16 protein-coding genes are annotated in these 19,455 nt (G+C 63.8%); 8 read left to right on the forward strand and 8 right to left on the reverse strand.

Annotation, left to right across the window (positions count from 1 at the left end):
* Positions 1-186 precede the first annotated feature (186 nt).
* The 6 genes from OXU50_02405 to OXU50_02430 all read left to right on the forward strand — a co-directional run bounded on the left by OXU50_02405 (position 187) and on the right by OXU50_02430 (position 8,469).
* Positions 187-1,923 (forward strand): AAA family ATPase, encoded by a 1,737-nt coding sequence (locus OXU50_02405; GenBank protein ID MDD9868735.1) that lies wholly within the window; start codon positions 187-189, stop codon positions 1,921-1,923.
* A 217-nt stretch (positions 1,924-2,140) separates the two neighbouring features.
* Positions 2,141-5,119, forward strand: coding sequence for a molybdopterin oxidoreductase family protein (locus tag OXU50_02410; protein ID MDD9868736.1), 2,979 nt, complete (start codon positions 2,141-2,143; stop codon positions 5,117-5,119).
* Entirely contained in the window at positions 5,116-5,847 is a 732-nt protein-coding gene (locus OXU50_02415) for a 4Fe-4S dicluster domain-containing protein (protein ID MDD9868737.1), read from the forward strand. Before OXU50_02410 ends, OXU50_02415 begins: the two co-directional genes overlap by 4 nt.
* A 36-nt stretch (positions 5,848-5,883) precedes the next feature.
* A complete protein-coding gene (locus tag OXU50_02420) occupies positions 5,884-6,825 on the forward strand; it encodes a dimethyl sulfoxide reductase anchor subunit (protein ID MDD9868738.1) in 942 nt (313 codons plus the stop codon).
* Positions 6,826-6,841: 16 nt separating this feature from the next.
* A complete protein-coding gene (locus tag OXU50_02425) occupies positions 6,842-8,218 on the forward strand; it encodes a UDP-glucose/GDP-mannose dehydrogenase family protein (GenBank protein MDD9868739.1) in 1,377 nt (458 codons plus the stop codon).
* Between the two features lie 17 nt (positions 8,219-8,235).
* A complete protein-coding gene (locus OXU50_02430) occupies positions 8,236-8,469 on the forward strand; it encodes a hypothetical protein (GenBank protein ID MDD9868740.1) in 234 nt (77 codons plus the stop codon).
* A gap of 18 nt (positions 8,470-8,487) precedes the next feature.
* Here OXU50_02430 and OXU50_02435 read toward each other — a convergent pair whose 3' ends face one another.
* Positions 8,488-10,335: an ATP-binding cassette domain-containing protein gene (locus OXU50_02435; GenBank protein ID MDD9868741.1), complete on the reverse strand. Its 1,848-nt coding sequence runs from the start codon at positions 10,333-10,335 to the stop codon at positions 8,488-8,490.
* Positions 10,336-10,487: 152 nt separating this feature from the next.
* Here OXU50_02435 and OXU50_02440 point away from each other — a divergent pair, with 152 nt between their 5' ends.
* Positions 10,488-11,126, forward strand: a complete 639-nt coding sequence (locus OXU50_02440) for an OmpA family protein (GenBank protein MDD9868742.1) — start codon at positions 10,488-10,490, stop codon at positions 11,124-11,126.
* A gap of 111 nt (positions 11,127-11,237) precedes the next feature.
* On the opposite strand, the gene OXU50_02445 is transcribed toward OXU50_02440, so the two are convergent.
* From OXU50_02445 to def, 6 genes are all read right to left on the reverse strand, one after another.
* Positions 11,238-11,645, reverse strand: coding sequence for a hypothetical protein (locus OXU50_02445; protein MDD9868743.1), 408 nt, complete (start codon positions 11,643-11,645; stop codon positions 11,238-11,240).
* Between the two features lie 121 nt (positions 11,646-11,766).
* A complete protein-coding gene (locus tag OXU50_02450) occupies positions 11,767-13,221 on the reverse strand; it encodes a TrkH family potassium uptake protein (GenBank protein MDD9868744.1) in 1,455 nt (484 codons plus the stop codon).
* Positions 13,221-14,603 carry a Trk system potassium transporter TrkA gene (gene trkA, locus OXU50_02455; protein MDD9868745.1) on the reverse strand — a complete coding sequence of 461 codons (1,383 nt, stop codon included), beginning with the start codon at positions 14,601-14,603 and terminating at the stop codon, positions 13,221-13,223. Before trkA ends, OXU50_02450 begins: the two co-directional genes overlap by 1 nt.
* Positions 14,604-14,696: 93 nt before the next feature.
* A complete protein-coding gene (locus OXU50_02460) occupies positions 14,697-15,344 on the reverse strand; it encodes a DUF4390 domain-containing protein (GenBank protein MDD9868746.1) in 648 nt (215 codons plus the stop codon).
* The gene (fmt, locus tag OXU50_02465; GenBank protein ID MDD9868747.1) at positions 15,341-16,300 is read right to left on the reverse strand and encodes a methionyl-tRNA formyltransferase; all 960 of its coding nucleotides are present in this window, start codon (positions 16,298-16,300) and stop codon (positions 15,341-15,343) included. The genes OXU50_02460 and fmt overlap by 4 nt, the downstream gene beginning before the upstream one ends.
* 16 nt (positions 16,301-16,316) lie before the next feature.
* On the reverse strand, positions 16,317-16,856 hold the full coding sequence (gene def, locus OXU50_02470; GenBank protein MDD9868748.1) for a peptide deformylase: 540 nt from the start codon (positions 16,854-16,856) through the stop codon (positions 16,317-16,319).
* A 168-nt stretch (positions 16,857-17,024) separates the two neighbouring features.
* Here def and dprA point away from each other — a divergent pair, with 168 nt between their 5' ends.
* Entirely contained in the window at positions 17,025-18,161 is a 1,137-nt protein-coding gene (dprA, locus tag OXU50_02475) for a DNA-processing protein DprA (protein ID MDD9868749.1), read from the forward strand.
* 75 nt (positions 18,162-18,236) lie between these two features.
* Here dprA and OXU50_02480 read toward each other — a convergent pair whose 3' ends face one another.
* On the reverse strand, positions 18,237-19,334 hold the full coding sequence (locus OXU50_02480; protein ID MDD9868750.1) for a Fic family protein: 1,098 nt from the start codon (positions 19,332-19,334) through the stop codon (positions 18,237-18,239).
* Positions 19,335-19,455 lie beyond the last annotated feature (121 nt).

A 19,455-nucleotide genomic window follows, 5' to 3' on the forward strand; every position in this document is an offset into this window, starting at 1 on the left:
TCCGCAAACTGCTGGTCGGCGGCGACGGCATTGATGTGGAAACCTTTCTGTCAAAACCTGCAACGCATTGGCTGAGGGCATGAGGCGGCGATTGTGCCGGGGGGCGCATGGCAGTATGATTGTGTGGGACGCACCGCCCCCCGAAGGCGGTGAGCCAAAACAACCCCCCGGAGAGGGCCAACTCCAATGCTGACCAAGATTACCATCCGCAACTTCAAGCGCTTCGGCGAGGTCGAAATTGAACTGGGCAGTCCCGTCGTGTTCATCGGGCCGAACAACTCGGGCAAAACCTCGGCCATGCAGGCGCTGGCGCTTTGGGATATTGGGCTTAAGCGGTGGAATGAGAAACGTTCCAAAAAGAAAAACACGCCGAAGAAACGCCCGGGCGTGACAGTCAACCGCCAGGACCTTGTCGCCATTCCCGTCCCGGATGCCAATCTTCTGTGGCGCGGACTCCATGTCAGAGACACACGAAAAGTCGGTGGCAAACAACGGACAAGCAATGTCCGCATTGACATCATCGTCGAGGGAGTCACCGAAGGCCGGGAGTGGACCTGCGGCCTAGAATTTGACTACGCGAACTCGGAGTCCTTTTACTGCCGCCCTTTGCGCCTTAAAGATGATAAACGCATGCTGGTTCCACCTGAGGCGGAAGCCACACAAATCGCTTTTCTCCCTCCAATGTCCGGCATCCTGGCTACGGAAACACATCTCTACGATGGCGCAATGAATGCTCGAATCGGCGATGGCCGGACAGCCGAGGTTCTGCGCAATCTCTGCTACCGTATCCAAGAGAATTGGCCTGATAAATGGGAAAGGATTAAAACCGAGACACAGAATCTCTTTGGGGTGGAGCTGGGTGTGGTGAACTATGGCCGGGAACGCGACGAAATTACGATGAGTTACCGGGAGCAGGCCGTTGAACTTGACCTGTCATCCGGCGGACGGGGCCTGCTACAAACTCTTCTTCTGCTGACTTATATGTATGCGAACCCTGGCGCAGTGCTGTTGCTGGACGAGCCTGACGCACATCTTGAGATTCTCCGGCAGCGCCAAAACTATAAGTTAATCACCGATGTTGCCAAAGACAGCAGCAGCCAGATTATCGCGGCAAGCCATTCCGAGGTTCTACTCAATGAGGCGGCGGACAGGGACATGGTCATCGCCTTTGTCGGAAAACCGCACCGGATTGACGACCGCAAAAGCCAGGTTCTGAAAGCCCTCAGGGAAATCGGCTTTGAGCAGTACTATCAGGCGGAACAAACCGGCTGGGTTCTCTATCTTGAAGGCTCCACAGACCTCGCAATTCTTCAGGCTTTTGCCCGCCGTCTCGGGCATGATGAAGCAGTTAAACTGCTTCGGAAGCCTTTTGTGCACTATGTGGGGAACAGGCCAAAAGATGCTGAACGGCATTACTACGGCCTTCGGGAAGCACTTCCAGACTTGAAGGCTGCGGCTATTTTTGACCGGTTGGAAGCCGGAATGCCCAAGATAGAGCACATTGACTGCCGGATGTGGAAACAACGCGAGATTGAAAACTATCTGTGCTCCCAGACAACCCTAGAGAGATATGTTCAGGCGTCTGCTCACGCGGATATTTTTGGGTCTTTATTCTCTCCTGCTGAGATCGAAGAACGCACAGCGGCCATGCACGAAGCCATCGGAGAAATTACCGAAGCAATGACGAAACTGGGCAAGGGCTCTCCCTGGGATGCCGACACCAAGGTAAGCGACGAGTTTCTGACTCCTCTTTTTGATGCTTACTTCAAGAAACTCGGCCTGCCAAACCTGATGGCCAAAAAAAGTTTCTACGAGCTCGCCGAACATGTGTCCGAAGACGAGATTGACCCGGAAATCCGCGAGAAACTGGATGCGATTGTCCGCACCGCAAACAGCGCCAAACTGCGGATGGGCGAAGACTGATTGCCTGAAAACCGAGAAACCCGGAAGGAAATACGGGGCAGTGCCTAAAGGTATGAATGAAAACAATTTAGAACAGGCCGAGGTGCTGTGCGCCGACTGGACCGGCGCCAACTGACCCACCCCCACCCACCCGTCATATTGTCCGTCGCCGCTTTTCTGTTATACACTGCCACCCCCGGCCACGCGGCCACATCACATTCGCACACAACGGAAATTCATGGCGGCCAAGCCCGAAAACACTGCTGAAAGCGCCACCAGGAGCGCCATCAAAGGCACCACCGAAAGCGCCACCGAAGGCGCCGTGCTGCCGCGCTTTGAGGACCACGCGGCGCAGCAGGTGAAATACACCACCTGCTACATGTGCGCGTGCCGCTGCGGCATCAAGGTAACGCTGGAGAACGACAAAATCCGTTTCATCCAGGGCAACCCCGACCACCCCGTCAACCGCGGCGTGCTGTGCGCGAAGGGCAACGCCGGCATCATGAAGCAGATGTCGCCGGCGAAATTGCGCGCGCCGCTGCTGCGCAAGCCCGGCGCCGAGCGCGGCGACGGCGAGTTTGAGGAAATCACCTGGCAGCGCGCGCTCGACATCCTCGCCGCGCGCCTTGAGAAAATCCGCGCCACCGACCCGAAAAAACTCGCCTATTTCACGGGCCGCGACCAGATGCAGGCGCTGACCGGGCTGTGGGCGCAGCAGTTCGGCACCGTCAACTGGGCCGCGCACGGCGGTTTCTGCTCGGTCAACATGGCGGCGGCGGGGCTTTACACGCTGGGCCATTCGTTCTGGGAATTCGGCGACCCCGACTGGGAGCGCACCAAATACTTCGTGCTGTGGGGCGTGGCCGAGGATCATTCGTCCAACCCGATCAAGATCGGCCTTGAAAAACTGAAGCGGCGCGGCGGCAAGTTCGTCGCCGTCAACCCGGTGCGCACCGGCTACCAGTCCATCGCCGACGAGTGGCTGCCCATCAAGCCCGGCACCGACGCGATGCTGGCGCTGTCCATGATTCATGTGCTGCTTGAACGCGAGTTGTTTGACTGGGAATTCCTGATTCGCTACACCAACGCGCCGTACCTGGTCGCGCAAAAGCCCGGCGAGAAAGGCGACGGCCTGATTTGCCGCGACAGCGAAGGCCGCCCGCAGGTGTGGGACATGGCGGCGGGCGCGGTCGCCGACGGCCTTCGCACCGGCACGCAGCCGGCGCTGTTCGGCGAATACACGACGCCGCGCGGCGAAACCGCGAAAACCGTGTTCACGCTGCTCGCCGAAAAATACCTCGACCCGCGCTACGCGCCCGCCAACGCCGCCAGGGTGTGCGGCATCGGCGCCGATGTCATTGAACGCCTCGCGCTTGAAATGGCGCAGGTCGCGTTCCGCGAGACCATTGAGGTGAAGTGCGAATGGACCGACTTTGCCGGGCGCAAACACGACAAGTTCATCGGACGCCCGGTGTCCATGCACGCGATGCGCGGCGTTTCGGCGCACTCGAACGGCTTTCACACCTGCCGCGCGATTCACTTCCTGCAGGTGCTGCTGGGCGCGATTGACTGCCCCGGCGGCCACCGCGCCAAGGCGCCTTTCCCGCGCCACATCCCGCCGCCGCTGAAACCCGCGACCCGCACCGAGCCGGGCCAGCCGCTGGCGTCGCCGCCGCTCGGCTTCCCGACCTGCCCCGAAGACCTCGCGGTGGACGATGCCGGGCGGCCTTTGCGTATTGACAAGGCCTATTCGTGGGACGCGCCGCTCGCCAACCACGGCCTGATGCACATGGTCATCACCAACGCCGTCAACGGCGACCCCTACCCGGTGGACACGCTGATGATGTTCATGGCCAACATGGCCTGGAACTCGACGATGAACACCGCGCGCGTGCGCGAGATGCTGAAGGCGAAGGACGCCGGCGGCGAATACAGGATACCGTTTCTGGTCGTCATTGACGCCTTTGACTCGGAGATGGTGCGCTTCGCCGACCTGGTGCTGCCGGACACGACCTACCTGGAGCGTTACGACGCCATCTCGCTGCTCGACCGCCCGATTTCCGAACCCGACGCGGTGTGCGATTCCATCCGCGCGCCGGTGCTCGCACCCGACCGCGACGCGAGGCCGTGGCAGGAGGTGATGGTGGAACTGGCCGGGCGCCTGAAATTCCCGGCGTTCACCAACGACGACGGCAGCCCCAAATACAGCGATTACCGCGACTTCATCGTGCGCTTCGAGAAGGCCCCCGGCATCGGCTTTCTGGCCGGCTGGCGCGGCGAGAACGGCGAACAGTCGCTGCGCGGTGCGCCGAACCCGCAACAGTGGCAGAAATACATCGACAACGGCTGTTTCTTTCACCACGAACTGCCGGAGCGGATGCGCTTTTACCGCTTCGCCAACAAGGACTATCTGGCGTTCGCAAAAGAGGCCGGTTTCAACGCCAGCGACGAGCCGATTGTCATTGAACTGTATTCCGAGCCATTGCAGAAATTCCGCCTCGCCGCGCAGGGGCTGTACGACGGCCCGCAGCCGGCGCACGAATACCAGCGCGAGCGCATCCGGCATTTCTTCGACCCGCTGCCTTTCCATTACCAGCCGCTTGAACAGTCGCTGACCGAACCCGGCGAATACCCGTTCTACGCCATCACGCAGCGGCCAATGGCGATGTATCACTCGTGGGATTCGCAAAATGCGTGGCTCAGGCAAATCCACACGCACAACCTGCTGTACATGAACCGCGCGCAGGCCGAACGCATGGGCATCAAGGACATGTCGTGGGTGTGGATGGAATCGCGCAACGGGCGCGTGCGCGTGCGCGTGCGGCTGATGGAGGGCGTGCAGGAAAACACCGTGTGGACATGGAACGCCATCGGCAAGGAACGCGGCACCTGGGGCCTTTCCGCCGATGCCAACGAGTCCAACCAGGGCTTTTTGATGAACCACCTGATCAGCGAACTGCTGCCGCGCGCCAGCGGCAACGGCGATGGCGGCAACGGCGACGGCGCCAACATCAGCAACTCCGACCCAATCACCGGCCAGGCGGCGTGGTACGACCTGCGGGTTAAAATCACCCCCGCCGAAGACGGCGACGGGCGCACCTGGCCGCTGTTCGGCAAGGACGGCGATGCCGCGCGCCAGCCGCCGCTGCGCTACCAGACGCACCGGGCGGTCAATCTGCAGCGCGCTTTTCACGACATCCTGAGGAGGGGCGAATGAAACTGGGGCTGGTCATTGATCTCGACACCTGCGTCGGCTGCAACGCCTGCGCGGTGGCGTGCAAGCAATGGAACACATCCGGCACGACCGGGCCGCTGTCCGACTACCGGCCCTTCGGCAAGGACCCTTCCGGCGTGTGGTTCAACCGCATCCGCCATTACGAGGTCGGCGACTATCCCGACAGCAAGACCGTTCACTTCCCGATGTCGTGCATGCATTGCGAAGACGCCGACTGCGTAACCGTGTGCCCCACCGGCGCCTCGTGGAAACGTCCCGAGGACGGCATCGTGCTGGTGGACCAGGACAAGTGCATGGGCTGCAACTACTGCGCCTGGGCGTGCCCGTACGGCGCGCGCGAACTCGACCGCGAGGACGGCGTGATGAAAAAATGCACGCTTTGCGTTGACCGCATCTACGACGAGGAACTGCCGGAACCGGAACGCCAGCCGGCCTGCGTGCTGACCTGCCCGACCCACGCGAGATTTTTCGGCGACCTCGACGACCCCGACTCCGAAGTCTCGACGCTGGTGCGCGAGCGCGACGGCGGGCAGTTGATGCCGGAACTCGGCTACAACCCGACCAATCTCTACCTGAAACCGCGCAAGGCCGCGCAGGTGCCGCCCCACGACGCGCCCGCAGGCGCCGGCGGCGGCGATGGCGATGGCGGCAACGGCGGCGGTCTGGCGGAGCGCGTCAAGAACTGGGTCAACCGGGCGGTGGCCCGGTAGGCCGCCGGCGCACGGCGGGCGGCGGACACCGAGGCCATGCAACCGGCCCTGTCCATCATTTTTTTCACGGTCGTCTCCGGCGCCGGGCTGGGGCTGTTCATTGTGCTGTCCGTCGCCGGGCTGTTCGGCAGGCCGCAGACGGAGGCGGCGCTGCTGGCGTGCGCCGCCGGCCTCGTGCTGACGACGTTAGGCCTGGTTTCCTCGACGCTGCATCTCGCCAACCCGAAGAATGCGTGGCGCGCGTTCAGCCGTTTCAAAACTTCGTGGCTGGCGCGCGAGGCTGTGCTCGCCATCGTCTTCTATCCGCTGGCGCTCGCCTACACGGCGCTGTGGTGGGCGCGCGGCAACGCCCTCGACAACCCGGTGTGGGTGGCGGTGTCGCTGCTGATTGGCCTGATTGCGCTGGCCACGGTGTTCTCGACCGGCATGATTTACGCATGCCTGAAGACCATCCGCCAGTGGCACACGCCGCTGACGCCGGTCAATTATGTCGTGCTGGCGCTGATGACCGGCCACCTGCTGATGCTGGCGCTGCAAGACCTTGCGGGCGGCCCGGTCAGCGCCTACGAGATGGAGATTGCGCTCGGCCTGCTGGCCGCCGGCGCGCTGGTGAAACTGGCTTACTACGCATGGATTGCGCCGCCGCAGGGGCCGACCATCAACACGGCGACCGGGTTCACGCGCGCCAATGTGCGCCTGCTGGATGTCGGGCACGGCGCCGGGACTTTTCTGACCGAGGAATTCGGCTTCCAGTTGGCGCGCGAAAGGCGCGTGCTGCTGCGCTGGTGCGTCTTCCTGCTGGGCTTTGCGCTGCCGGCGCTGCTGATGCTCGGCGGCCTCGCACAGGCGCTGGCGGTGCGGCCCGCGGCGCTGTCGGCGCTGGCGCTGGCGCTCGCCGGCATCTTCATCGAGCGCTGGCTGTTCTTCGCCGAGGCGCAGCATGTCGTGAATCTCTATCACGGCAGGCGGCAGACCTGATTCCGCCGCTTGCGGCATGACCGGCGCACCCGGCATGAACATCGTCGTTGTCGGCGCCGGCTATGTCGGGCTGGTTTGCGGCGCCTGCTTCGCGCAGTGGGGCAACCGCGTAACCTGCGTGGACATTGACGCCGGCAAGATACGCCGCCTCAACGCCGGCGATGTGCCGATTCACGAGCCGGGCCTGGAACCGCTGATTGCGGCCAATGTCCGCGACGGGCGGCTGTTTTTCACCGACCGCTGCGACGATGCGCGCGCCGCGCAGGCGCGGGCGCCTGTGCAGGCGGTCTTCATCGCGGTGGATACGCCGCCCGGCGACGACGGGCGCCCCGACCGGTCGGCGGTGCTGGCGGCGGCGGGCGATGCGGTGCCGGCGTTTGGCGGGCACACGGTGGTCGCCGTCAAATCCACCGTGCCGGTGGGCACCTGCGGCGCGGTGCGCGAGGCGGTGGCGCAGGCGATGGCGCGGGATGGCGGTGCGGCGCCGCTTGCCGCACAATTTGATGTGGTGTCCAATCCCGAGTTTCTGCGCGAAGGGCGGGCGGTGGACGACTTCATGCGCCCCGACCGCGTTGTCATCGGCGCCGACAATGCCGCGGGCCGCGATGTGTTGTGCGACCTCTACCGGCCACTGGCCGCGCAGGGTGTTGAATTTGTGCACACGAGCAGCGCCGGCGCCGAGTTAATCAAGTACGGCGCCAACGCCTTTCTTGCGGCCAAAGTCGGCCTCGTCAACGAAATCGCCGATTTGTGCGAGGCGCTGGGGCTGAACATCGGCGAGGTCGCCGCGGGCATCGGCCTGGACCCGCGCATCGGCGCCGACTTTCTGCGGCCCGGGCCGGGGTTCGGTGGCTCGTGCTTTCCGAAAGACACGCTCGGGCTGCTGGCCGCCGCGCGCGGGCACGATGTGGCGCTGCCGATACTGGAAAGCGTCGTGCGCTCAAACGAGGCCCGCAAGCAGGGCCTGGCGGAACGGGTGCGGCGCGCGCTCGGCGGCCTGTCCGGCAAGACCGTCGCGGTGCTGGGGCTTGCCTTCAAGGCCGACACCGACGATGTGCGGTGTTCGCCCGCTCTCGACCTGGTCGCCGGCCTGCTGCGCGGCGGCGCGGCGGTGAAAGCCTTCGACCCCGCCGGCATGGACCAGGCGCGGCGCCTGCTGCGCGATGTGGAATACTGCACAAGCGCCCTCGACGCGGCGGCGGGCGCCGACGCGCTGGTTGTGCACACCGACTGGGAGGAGTTTGCGGCGCTCGACTGGGGGCGCGTCAAAAGCGCGATGCGCGGGGCCGTCGTGTATGATTTCAGGAACCTGTGCGAGTTGTCGCGGATGCGCGAACTCGGGTTCCATTATTTTCCGGTCGGCGGCGCGCCGCTTGTTCCGGAGAAGAACTGAACGCAGGGCCGGGCACGATGCCGTATTTTCTGTACAAAATCCACCGGCGCGCCGGGCTGGCGGCGCTGGAATACATCACCCGCCTCGACGCCTTCCCGGAGGCGAAAAAGCGGGCGCGGGCGATGCGCGCGGAACTGCCGGCGGACAGCGAGTGCACCGTCAAGATTGTTTTTGCGGACAGCGAAGAGGCGGCGGCGGACTTGCTGGCGGAGAAGCGCGAACCGCCGATTCTGCGCGAGTGGGAGAAGTAGGGCGCCGGGCGCCGGCGGTCAGGCGACTTCCGGCGCCGCGCCGGCCCCGCTCCCCGCCGCCGCGCCGGGCGGCTTGCGGGCGCTTTCAATGTCGTGGCGGAGTTGCCGGTCGTCCTCGACCACCTCACGGTAGGTTCCCTGCCTGCCGACGCGCCCCCCTTCCAGCATGTAGATTCTGTCGCACTGTTGCAGCGTTTGCAGTTTGTGCGTGACCATGATGATGGTTTTTTCCTTCTTCATGCGGGTGATGTTGCCAATAATCTCCGCCTCCGTCTGGGGGTCAATGGACTTCGTCGCCTCGTCGAGCACGATGACATCCACATCCCGGTACAGCGCGCGCGCGATGCCGAGGCGCTGCGCCTGGCCGCCGGAGAGTTTCGAGCCTTTCTGACCGACAACGGTGTCCATGCCGTCGGGCAGTTGGCGGATGATTTCATCGAGTTTCGAGGTTTCGACCGCCTCGCGCAAACGCTCCCTGTCCACTTCATCCGGATTGAGGCCCAGCGTGATGTTGGCGAGGATGGTGTTGTCTATGATGTGCGGGTTCTGAACCACATAGCCGATCCGCCGTTGCCAGCTGCGGAGGCGCGCATCGGTCAGTTCAAGGCCGTCAATCAGCAGCGACCCGCCGGTGGGCTTCGCCAGGCCCGTCAGAAGATCAATCAGCGTTGTTTTGCCGCAACCGTTCTTGCCGATGATGCCGATGCACGCCCCCTTCTCTATCCGCAGGTTCAGCCGGTCGAGCACGATGTCGCGCTCCGTGTCATAGCGGAACGACGCTTCCTTCAATTCGATGCTTTCGTCGAAATCCAGCATCTCGTCGGTCTCCATCTCGTGCTCCTCGTTCAGTTTTTCCATCGTGTCATAAGACAGGTTGAACCGGCTAACCTGTGTTTTTATGTCAATCATGATGCCAAGGATGCCTCCCAGGTAGCCGCCGGCCCTCATCACGACGATGGTGTAGGCGAACAGGAAGGAAACCAGCGCGGTGCTGGGCAGGCCCTGCCACAAGGCGACAAAGAAACCGGCGAGCAGGCTCAAAAAACGCAAACTTGCAAACAAGGTGCCTGAAGAGTGGCTGATGGTGTTCCTTATCCGCTCATTCCTCTCGCGTATCGTCGCGTTTTCGACAAAACTGTCGTAAAAATGTTTTTCGCGCCCGAGAACCTTGATTTCCTTGACGGCCATCATTTCATCGCTGAGGCCGAATCGTTTTTTCTCAAGCGCCCTTATTTTCTCTTCCCCGAAGGCCGCCAGAAAGGGGTTGATGACCAGAAAAAGCAGCACGGCGGTGACTATCAGGAAGACAAATCCGGCCAGCCCGGGAAGCGGAAACAGGAACACAATGGCGGCAAACGAGGCCAGGAACAAAACGCCGTTCTGGAACAGGCCCAATGCGCCTCCCAGTATTGCCCCGAGGGACTGGCTGCCGAACTCGATGTCGTTGACGGGGTCCCGGTGGCTGATTCTGGGGGTGGCCAGATACCTGCGAAACATCTTTTTCGCCAGGGCCAGTTTTTTCCTGAACAGAAAGAAATGATTGAGATTGTTCAGGCCGATGGAGACGAACCCCTCGACCAGCGTCACGACCACCGCGAACAAAACCATGCTGATGACCAGCGTTTGATAATCGGTCTGGGTCAGAATGTGGTTGATGGGTTCATGCCAGCCGTCGGGAATCACTTCCAGCAGCCGGGGCGACAGCGGTTCGCCGGGCCGGGTAATCAGGCGGATGATCGGCAGCACCACGACAATCGGCAGAAATTGCAGGGCGGTGCCGGACAGCAGCACGAGGGAAAGGCCGCCCACCTGAAGGGTGCCGCGCCGCCCCAGAAGGTGCAGAATTCTCTTGAGTGCCTTGAACAATGCCGGTTCCCCCGCTTGCGGCCCGCGCCGCCGCCGACGGCGGGCGTTTTCGGGCTTTTATTGAAGCGCGCTATAATGGATTATACTACCAGAATCCTTACACAAAAGGCGCCGCGCAAGAGTCGCGCCCCCAATCAGGAAGAAGGAAACCAATGGATATAAAAAGACTTTTTATCAGCATTCTGATGGCATTTTCCCTCGCGGGATGTTCCACCCTGTCCAAAACCTGGGACTGGTTCTATGAGGACGACGAGGAAGAAGTGGCGGAAATGGAAGACATCGAGGATGAGGAATTCGAGGATGACGGCGAGGATGAATTCGAAGACGAGTTCGACGACGAGTTTGAAGACGAATTCGAGGATGAATTCGAAGACGAATTCGAGGACGAAGTCGGCGACGAGCCCGCCGGCGAGCGCCCGATGTCAAAAGCCGCGCCGAAGGAGCGGCGGATGCAGGCGACAGGCGCCCCGAACCGCGCCTCGGTGTATTTCGAGTACAAAAGCACGACCGTCCCCGCCGGCAGCCTGAACCTGCTGCAACTGCACGCGCAATACCTGATGGCCAACCCGGGCGCAACCGTCCGCCTGGAAGGCCACACGGATTCGGTCGCGTCCGGCCAGTACAACCAGCGGCTGGCGATGCACAGGGCGCAGGCCGTGGCGCAGATATTGATGCAGATGGGGGTGTCCGCCTCGCAGATTGAGACCATCAGTCACGGCGAGGAACAGGCGGCCTCGGAAGACAAGGGCCAGGGCGGCGCGCTGGACAGGCGCGTGGAACTGGCTTACTGAGCGCCTGAGCGCCCGGGCGGGCCGCCCGGCGCAGGCACAAAAAAAACTGCCTCCCCGGCGGGGGAGGCAGTTTGACAGTCGCCGGGTCAGGCCCGGATTACCCTCTCCGGGTTACTCCTTGTTTTCCCCGCACTTGCCTTCTCCGCATTTGCCTTCACTGTCGTCCTTGCCCATGCCGAAGAATTCCATGAAGGACTGGAAAAAGCCGCCCCCGCTGCGCTTGCCCTCGCCGCATTTGCCTTCACCGCACTTGCCCTCGCCACATTTACCCTCGCCGCATTTGCCTTCGCCGCACTTGCCTTCGCCGCGTTTGCCCTCGCCGCATTTGCCTTCGCCGCACTTGCCCTCGCCACATTTGCCTTCGCCGCCGTGGGCGTCGGCCACCATGTAGCCGGAAGGCAGTTCACTCGCGGCAAACACGTTCTCCTCGGCGGCGGCGGCCCCGGTGACGGCCAAACCGCCCGCCAGCGCCGCAGAAACAAGCCTGCTCGACTTTTTCAATTTGAAATTCTTGTTCACTGTGTTCTCCCCCTGGTTCTCCCTGAAGTTTATGGTTGAAATAAATGACAAACGCCCCGCCTCGGCGGGGCCGCGCCGGTAAGGATACTACATCATCGGGCCGCCGGTCTATCCCGGCGCATTATTTCCGCCAGAACATCGGCGTGAAAACAATCAGCAGCGCAAACACTTCCAGCCGCCCGAGCAGCATCGAAAACGACAGAACCCACTTGCAGAAGGCGTTGAGGCCGGTGTAGTGCTGCGCGACTTCGCCCAGCCCCGGCCCCAGGTTGTTGATGGCCGCCGCCGCCGCCGAAAAGGCGGTTTCCTGGTCCAGCCCGGCGCCCATCAGCAGCAGGTAGATGATGATGAGCGAGCCGACATAGGCCGAGAAAAACCCCCACACCGCCTGGACAACCTTGACATCAAGCGCCTTGTGATTGACCTTGACCGGTATCTTCGCGTCCGGGTGGACGAGTTGCGCCATCTCCCCCAGCCCCTGCTTCAGCAGCAGCCAGAAGCGGATGACCTTCATGCCGCCGCCGGTCGAGCCGGCGCAGCCGCCGATGAAACTCGCCAACAGCAGCAGCATCGGGACAAACCCCGGCCACGCATGGTGCGGCGCCGCGGTGAAGCCGGTCGTCGTCGTGATGGAGACGGCGTGGAAGGCGCCCAGCAGCACCGAATCGCCGGCGTCGTCGTAGTTGCCCACAGCCAGCAGGTAGGCGACCGTCGCCAGCGCAATCACGCCGACGACCGACAGAAACACCGTCCACTCGGTGTCTTTCCAGTAGGCCAGCAGCGAACGCCGCCGCCAGGCGATGAAGTGCAGGCTGAAGTTCATGCCGGCAATCAGCATGAACACCATGGCGACGACCAGCACCGCCGGCTGTTCGGCAAAATAGCCGAGGTTGGCGTCGTGCGTCGAGAAGCCGCCGATGGCCATCGTCGAAAACCCGTGCGCCACCGAATCGAACACCGACATCCCGGCCAGCCAGTAGGCCAAGGCGCACAGCGCGGTCAGCAGCAGGTAGATGTTCAGCAGGCCGCGCGCGGTGTCGCCGATGCGCGGCATCAACTTGGTGTCGCGCGCGGTGGACAGCAGGTCGGTGCGGTACAACTGCATGCCGCCGATGCCGAGCACCGGCGCAATCGCAATCGCGATGACGATGATGCCGAGGCCGCCCAGCCACTGCAGGAACTGGCGGTAGAACAGCACCGCGCGCGGCAGCGAATCAAGGTTCTGCAACACTGTGGCGCCGGTCGTCGTCAGGCCGGAGACGGCCTCGAAAACGGCGTCGTGCAGCGCCAGGCCGGGGTGCGGCAGCAGGTAGAAAGGCAGCGCGGCGGCGGCGCACAGGATGGCCCACGACAGCACCACAATCAAAAACGCCTCCTTCAGGTTGAGGGGCGCGCGGCAGCGGCGCGCCGGCAGCCACGCCAGCAGCCCGGCGGCGAGGATGGCGGCGAACGAGACGGTGAACGGCTGCGCGCTGTTTTCGCGGTACCACAAATCCACCGCCGCCGGCGCCAGCATCGTCAGGCTGAACAACATCAGCAAAATGCCCAGCACGCGCTGGACCGGAAGCAGGTGCATCACAGGAATGTCGCGCTGACCTGGAACAGTTTCTCGATGTCGGGAATGCGCTTTTTCCTGTCGGCGAAAATCACCACATGGTCGTTCGACTCGATCACCAGTTCGCGCGACGCCATGACGACCTCCTCGCCGCGCACGATGGCGCCGATGACCGCGCCCGGCGGCAGCCGCAGGCGCCCGACGCTGCGCCCGACGACATGCGATGTGCGCGCGTCGCCGTGGGCGACGATTTCCAGCGCCTCGGCCTGGCCGCGGCGCAGCGAATGCACCGCCACGGTGTCGCCCTTGCGCAGGTGGCGCAGCAACTGGCCGAGCGACGCCTGCTGCGCGAACAGCGGAATGTCAATGCCGACGCGGCTGCCGCGTATCATCTCGACATAACTTGGCCGGTTGATCAGCGCCAGCACCTTGCGCGCGCCCAGTTGTTTCGCCAGCATCGCCGACAGGATGTTGTCCTCGTCGTCGCTGGTCAGCGCGCAGAACATGTCGGTGTGGGCGATGTTTTCCTCGAGCAGCACGGCCTCGCTGGTGGCGTTGTTGTGCAGCACCACGACCCGGTCGAGGCGCTCGGCCAGCAGGCGCGCGCGCTGCTCGTCGGCCTCGATCAGTTTGACATGGTGGTCGTCCTGCAGCAGTTCGGCCAGGTGCGAGCCGATGTGGCCGCCGCCGGCGATGATGATTCTGCGGTAGAGCTTTTCCTTCCATCCGAGCGCCGCGGTGACCTCGTCCATCTGGCCGCTCGGGGCGATGAAAAACACCTCGTCGCCGGCTTGCAGCCGCGTGTCGCCGTCCGGGAAGACAGCGCGGTCGCCGCGGTAGAAGGCGGCGATGCGAATCGGCAGGCCGGGCAGTATCTGCGGCAGTTCGTCCATGCGCCGCCCCGGCAGGCGCCCGCCCTCGCGCGCGACGGCGCACACCAGTTGCAGGCGCCCGCCGCCGAACTCGGCGATTTGCAGCGCGCCCGGGTGATTGATCAGCAGGCTGATGTTGCGCGACACGACCTGCTCCGGGCTGACCAGCACATCAATCGGTATCGCGTCGCGGCCAAACAGCCGTTCGCGCTCGTCCAGGTAGGCGCGCGTCCTGACCATCGCGATCTTGGTCGGAATGTTGTAGATGGTGTGGGCGATGCGGCAGGCGATGATGTTGACCTCGTCCTCCTCGGCCAGCGCAATCAGCACATCGGCGTCGTCGGCGTCGGCGCGTTGCAACACATCCGGGTGCGAGCCGCGCCCGACGAGGGTGCGAAGATCAAAACGGTGCTGAATGTCGTGCAGGCGGGCGGGGTTCTCGTCTATCAGCGTGACATCGTTGTCTTCCTCGATCAGGTTCAGCGCCAGCGACACGCCGAAGTGGTTGGCTCCGAGAATGATGACTTTCATCGTATTTCCGCCGTGCCGCCGGCGCGCCGATTTGCCGCTGGCGAAGCAGGCGCCGGAATCAGCGCGCGGCGAAGACGGGCGCCGCGGTTGCGGTTACAGCGGCCACCGGTACCAGTCCGAGACCAGCCACCAGTCCGGCAGCAGGCTTTGCGCCTTCATCGGCAGCGGCAAATCGGCGCGCGACAGCCGCACCCGGATGCGGACATGCGTGGCGCCCGACCCCGCCGCCAACGCCTTCTCGATAACGCGGATGCCGCGGTAGCGCCCGAGGTGGTCGAGCGCGTCGTCGAGCGAGTTGAAGGCCGCCTGCCTGGCAAAGGTCAGGTCGTCCACGATGTATTTGCGCGTCAGCGAGTGGTAGCCGATGCGGCGGCGCAGTTGCAGGCGGGCGATTTTCCGGGCGGGCAGAAAGCGGCGTTCGCCGAGCACCTGTATCTGGGTGACGAACACCAGTTGCGTGTCGCGGTTCATCGCCGCAATCAGCGCCGCCGGCAGTTGGTAGTCGGCCTGCGCGTCAAAGCGGATGAAACCGTCGCGCTCGCCTGAATCAATGTCGCCAAGGGTGATGCCGCCGCCGTCGGCTTCGGCGGCGGGCGCGGCTTCGCGCGCGCCCTCCTGGGCCTGCGCGACCTGGGCCTGCACGGCCTGAACCAGCAGCAGCACCGTGAACAATCGAAAACCGGCGGACAGCATGACGGAGCGGATTATAACAGCACCGGCCCCAATCAATCTGCTGTTCAATCCGCCGCTGAATCCGCAGGCTGCGGCTCGAAATGCCGCCCGGCGACGCGGTGGCCGTTGGCAAACGCGGCGCCGCTGACCGGCTTGCCGCCCGGCAACTGCACCGACAGCAGCCGCAGCGCGCCGCGGCCACAGGCGACGACCGGCGCCGGCGACGCCTCCACCACCTGCCCGGGCGCGCCGCCGCCGGCGCACACCTCGGTCCGCCAGATGCGCAACACCTGTTCGCCGAGGCGCCCCTGCGCGACCGGCCACGGGTTCAGCGCGCGCACCTTGCGGGCGATGGCCGCCGCCGAATCGCGCCAGTCTATCCAGGCTTCGCGCTTTTGCAGTTTCGCGGCGTAGCACACGCCATCGGGCGGCTGCGGCCCGGCGTCGAGCGCCTGCGCGGCGTCGGCGCTGAGTTGTTCGAGAAACTCAACGACCATGCCCGCACCCAGTTCGCCTAATTTGCGCGACAGCGCGGCGGCGGTGTCGTCGCCGTCAATCGCGCACGGGCGGCGGCTGATGACGGGGCCTGCGTCGAGTTGTTCGGTCATCCGCATCAGGCTGACGCCGCTTTGCGCGTCGCCCGCCTCGATTGCCCTGGCGACGGGCGCGGCGCCGCGCCAGCGCGGCAGCAGCGAGGTGTGAACATTGACGCAGGCCAGCGCCGGCAGCGCCAGCGTCGGCACCGGCAGCAGCAGGCCGTAGCCCATCGTCAGCAGCAGGTCGGGGCGGTGGTCGGCGAGGCGGCGGTCGGCTTCGGCGTCGAAAACCGCCGGTTGTTCAAGCGCCAGGCCGTGGCGCTCGGCGTATTGCCTTACCGGGCCGGGACGCAACTTGCGCCCGCGCCCGGACGGGCGGTCGGGGCGGGTGTACACGGCGGCCAGTTCGTGGCGCGACGAGCGCGCCGCCTCCAGCACCGGCAGCACGAAATCCGGCGTTCCGGCAAAGACAATCCGACAGGTGGGCACCGGCGCTCGCGGCGGCTCAGACCAGTTCGTAAGGCACTTCTTCACGCACCGGCACTTTGCCGGTGCGCTTGATTCGCTTGACTTCCTCAAGCACGCGGCGGCGGTTTTCCGCCGACAGGTAGTCCACAAACAACTTGCCGCGCAGGTGATCCATCTCATGCTGTATGCAGACCGCGAGCAGGCCGTCGGCGGTGAACTCGTGCGCCGCGCCGTCGCGGTCCTGCGCGCGCACGCGGATGCGCTCGGCGCGCTTCACCTTGGCGTGGATGCCGGGAACCGACAGGCAGCCTTCCTCCATTTCCTCAACGCCGTGCGACTCGATGATTTGCGGGTTGATCAGGCACTGCGGCCGGTCGCGGTCGGCGGAAATGTCCACCACGAGGATGGCCTTCTGGATGTCGGCCTGCGTCGCCGCGAGGCCGATGCCCTTGGCCTCGTACATGGTTTCGAGCAGGTCGTCCACTATTTGGGCCGTTTCGTCGCCGAAAGACTCCACCGGGGTTGCTTTTTTGCGTAATCTCGGGTCCGGATAGGTCAGGATTTTGAGTTTCGCCATGCCGGTATTTTATAGTAGCCGGCGGGGAAATTCTAACGCCCCCTTCCGCACGGCCCGCCGCGCGCACGATGCGCCGGGCGGCACGCCGCCGCGTGCTAAACGGCGGCAAAACAACAAATGGAACAACACAAAAAACAACAGGCACAACTTTATCCGGAACCACAAGGCATGGACAACAACACCGAACAATGGCTGCTGGCCAGCCGCGCGCCGGGGCTTGGCGCCGTGGGCTTGCTTGGCCTGCTGAAACACTTCGGCGGCATCGCCGCGCTGTTCAGCGCCGGGCGCGGCGAACTGGCGCGCGCCGGGCTGGCGCAGGAGACGATACGCTTTCTGCGCGCACCCGACCCGGCGCTGATAGAGGCCGACCTGGCGTGGCTTGAAGAACCCGCGCACACGATGGTCACATTCGGCGGCGACGGCTATCCGCCGCAACTGCTGCCGCTGAAAGACGCGCCGCCGCTGCTGTTCGTCAAGGGCGACGCCTCGCTGATTGGCGAGCCGCAGATTGCGATTGTCGGCTCGCGCCGCCCGACACCGGCGGGGCGCGAAAACGCGCGGCATCTCGCGCGCGAACTGGCCGGCAGCGGCCTGCTGGTGACCAGCGGCCTCGCCCGCGGCATTGATGCGTGCGCGCACCACGGCGCGCTCGACGCTGGCAAGCCGACGATTGCCGTCATCGCGACCGGCCAGGACATCATCTACCCGGCGGAGAACAAGAAACTGGCGCAGGCGATGGCCGAACGCGGCGCGCTGGTGTCGGAGTTTCCGTGCGGCATCGGGCCGCTGCCGGGCCATTTCCCGCGCCGCAACCGCCTGATCAGCGGCCTTGCGTTAGGCGTCGTCGTCGTCGAGGCCGGCGAGCGCAGCGGCTCGCTGATTACCGCGCGCCTCGCCGGCGAACAGGGCCGCGAGGTGTTCGCGGTGCCCGGCTCGCCGCGCAACCCGCTGGCGAAAGGCTGCCACCGCCTGATACAACAGGGCGCCAAACTGATCGCGGACGCCGGCGATGTGCTGATTGAGTTGAAACCGCAAATCGAACACCTGCTGAAACCCGAACACCGGCAGGGCCGGCGGCAGGACGCGCCCAACGCCGAACTCGTCCTCTCCGAGACCGCGCCGCCCGACTCCCTCGACGCCGAACACCTGGCGCTGCTGGACCAAATGGGCTTTGAACAAACCACCGTGGACGAACTCGTCGAACGCACCAACCTGCCAGTGGAACAGGTGTCGGCCATGCTGCTGATGCTGGAACTGGAAGGCTATGTCGGCGCCGGAGGGGGTTTTTATCAGCGGATTAAGTAGCGGGGAGCGCCAGAGCGCGCAGATACCCGACAAAACTTCGGCATTTGCCGGCTGCGGGTTTTCAGGATGCCCGCCCTATTCCCCCAGCAGGTCAGCCAGCCGCTCGTTCACATAATAATATACGCGCCCAATCTTGATGCGGGCCAGCAAGCCCAGGGTCACCATGTCATCCAGATAGCGTTTGGCCGTGATGCGGCTGCATGGCAGTTCGCGCTCCATAATTCCAATCTTGCAGTAGGGCCACTTGAACAGAATTTCCATGAACCCCTCGCGTTCGGCGGCGCGGGTCTTTCCTTTCGCGCGCTCCGCCATTTCATCGGCAAGGTCCCGCATTTTCTCTATTCTGGCTATCGTGTCGCGGGAAGTTTCCTTGACCGCGGCCAGCATGTACAGAATCCATTGAGTCCAGTTGCCGGCCTCGGTCACTTCGCGCAGATACCGGTAGTAGTCCGCCCGGTTTTCAATGAAATAGCGGCTGAGATAAATGGTCGGCGACTGGAGCAACCCCCGCCGGCACAGGTAGAGGATGTTCAGAATGCGTCCGGTGCGGCCGTTGCCGTCCATGAAGGGGTGTATCGCCTCGAACTGGTAATGCGCGACCGCCATTTTTACCAGCGGATCCACTCCGTCGCTGTCGTCGTTGAGAAAGCCCTCCAGATTGGAAAGCAGCCTGCCAACATGCTCGCCGCCGGGCGGGGTGTACACCACCAGCCCGATATCCGGGGCGCCGATGGACACCTCGTCACGGCGCACCTGCACATCCATGCCCCGGATGAGCGAGCAGATGCTTTCAAACAGTGCAATGTCCAGAGTCTTGCGTTTCTGCAAACTGCCGAGACCGGCCCACAGCGCTTCGCGGTAACGAAGCACTTCCTTGGCGTTGGGGTCCATCTGTGAATCTTCATCGCCGGACGCCAGCGCCTGGTAAAGGGCGTCGCCGGTGGTGACGATGTTCTCAATCTCGGAACTGCTGCGCGCCTCCTGCAGCGGGATGGCATCCACCAGGATGGCCTGATTCGGCAGCCCCTCGCCCAGGGCGCCGACACGTGCCAATTCGGCTCTGGCCGCAATGCAGGCCCTGAGCACCTCCGGGGGCTCAATGTCCGCCTTGGGCGGCAAGCCCGGGAGGCGGTTCCACGGGGTTTCAGGGTTGTACAGGGGGTCGGGGGTCATCCGGGCTGTCTCTCTTTTCAAAGATATAGTTTATACGGATTATTATACGTCACAAATCCTGATATATATACTTTTTCTTGTTTTTTATATATTTCTGATTGGGAAGTAGATACTTTTTATA

It is taken from the genome of Gammaproteobacteria bacterium (assembly GCA_028817225.1).
GTDB lineage: Bacteria > Pseudomonadota > Gammaproteobacteria > Poriferisulfidales > Oxydemutatoraceae > Oxydemutator.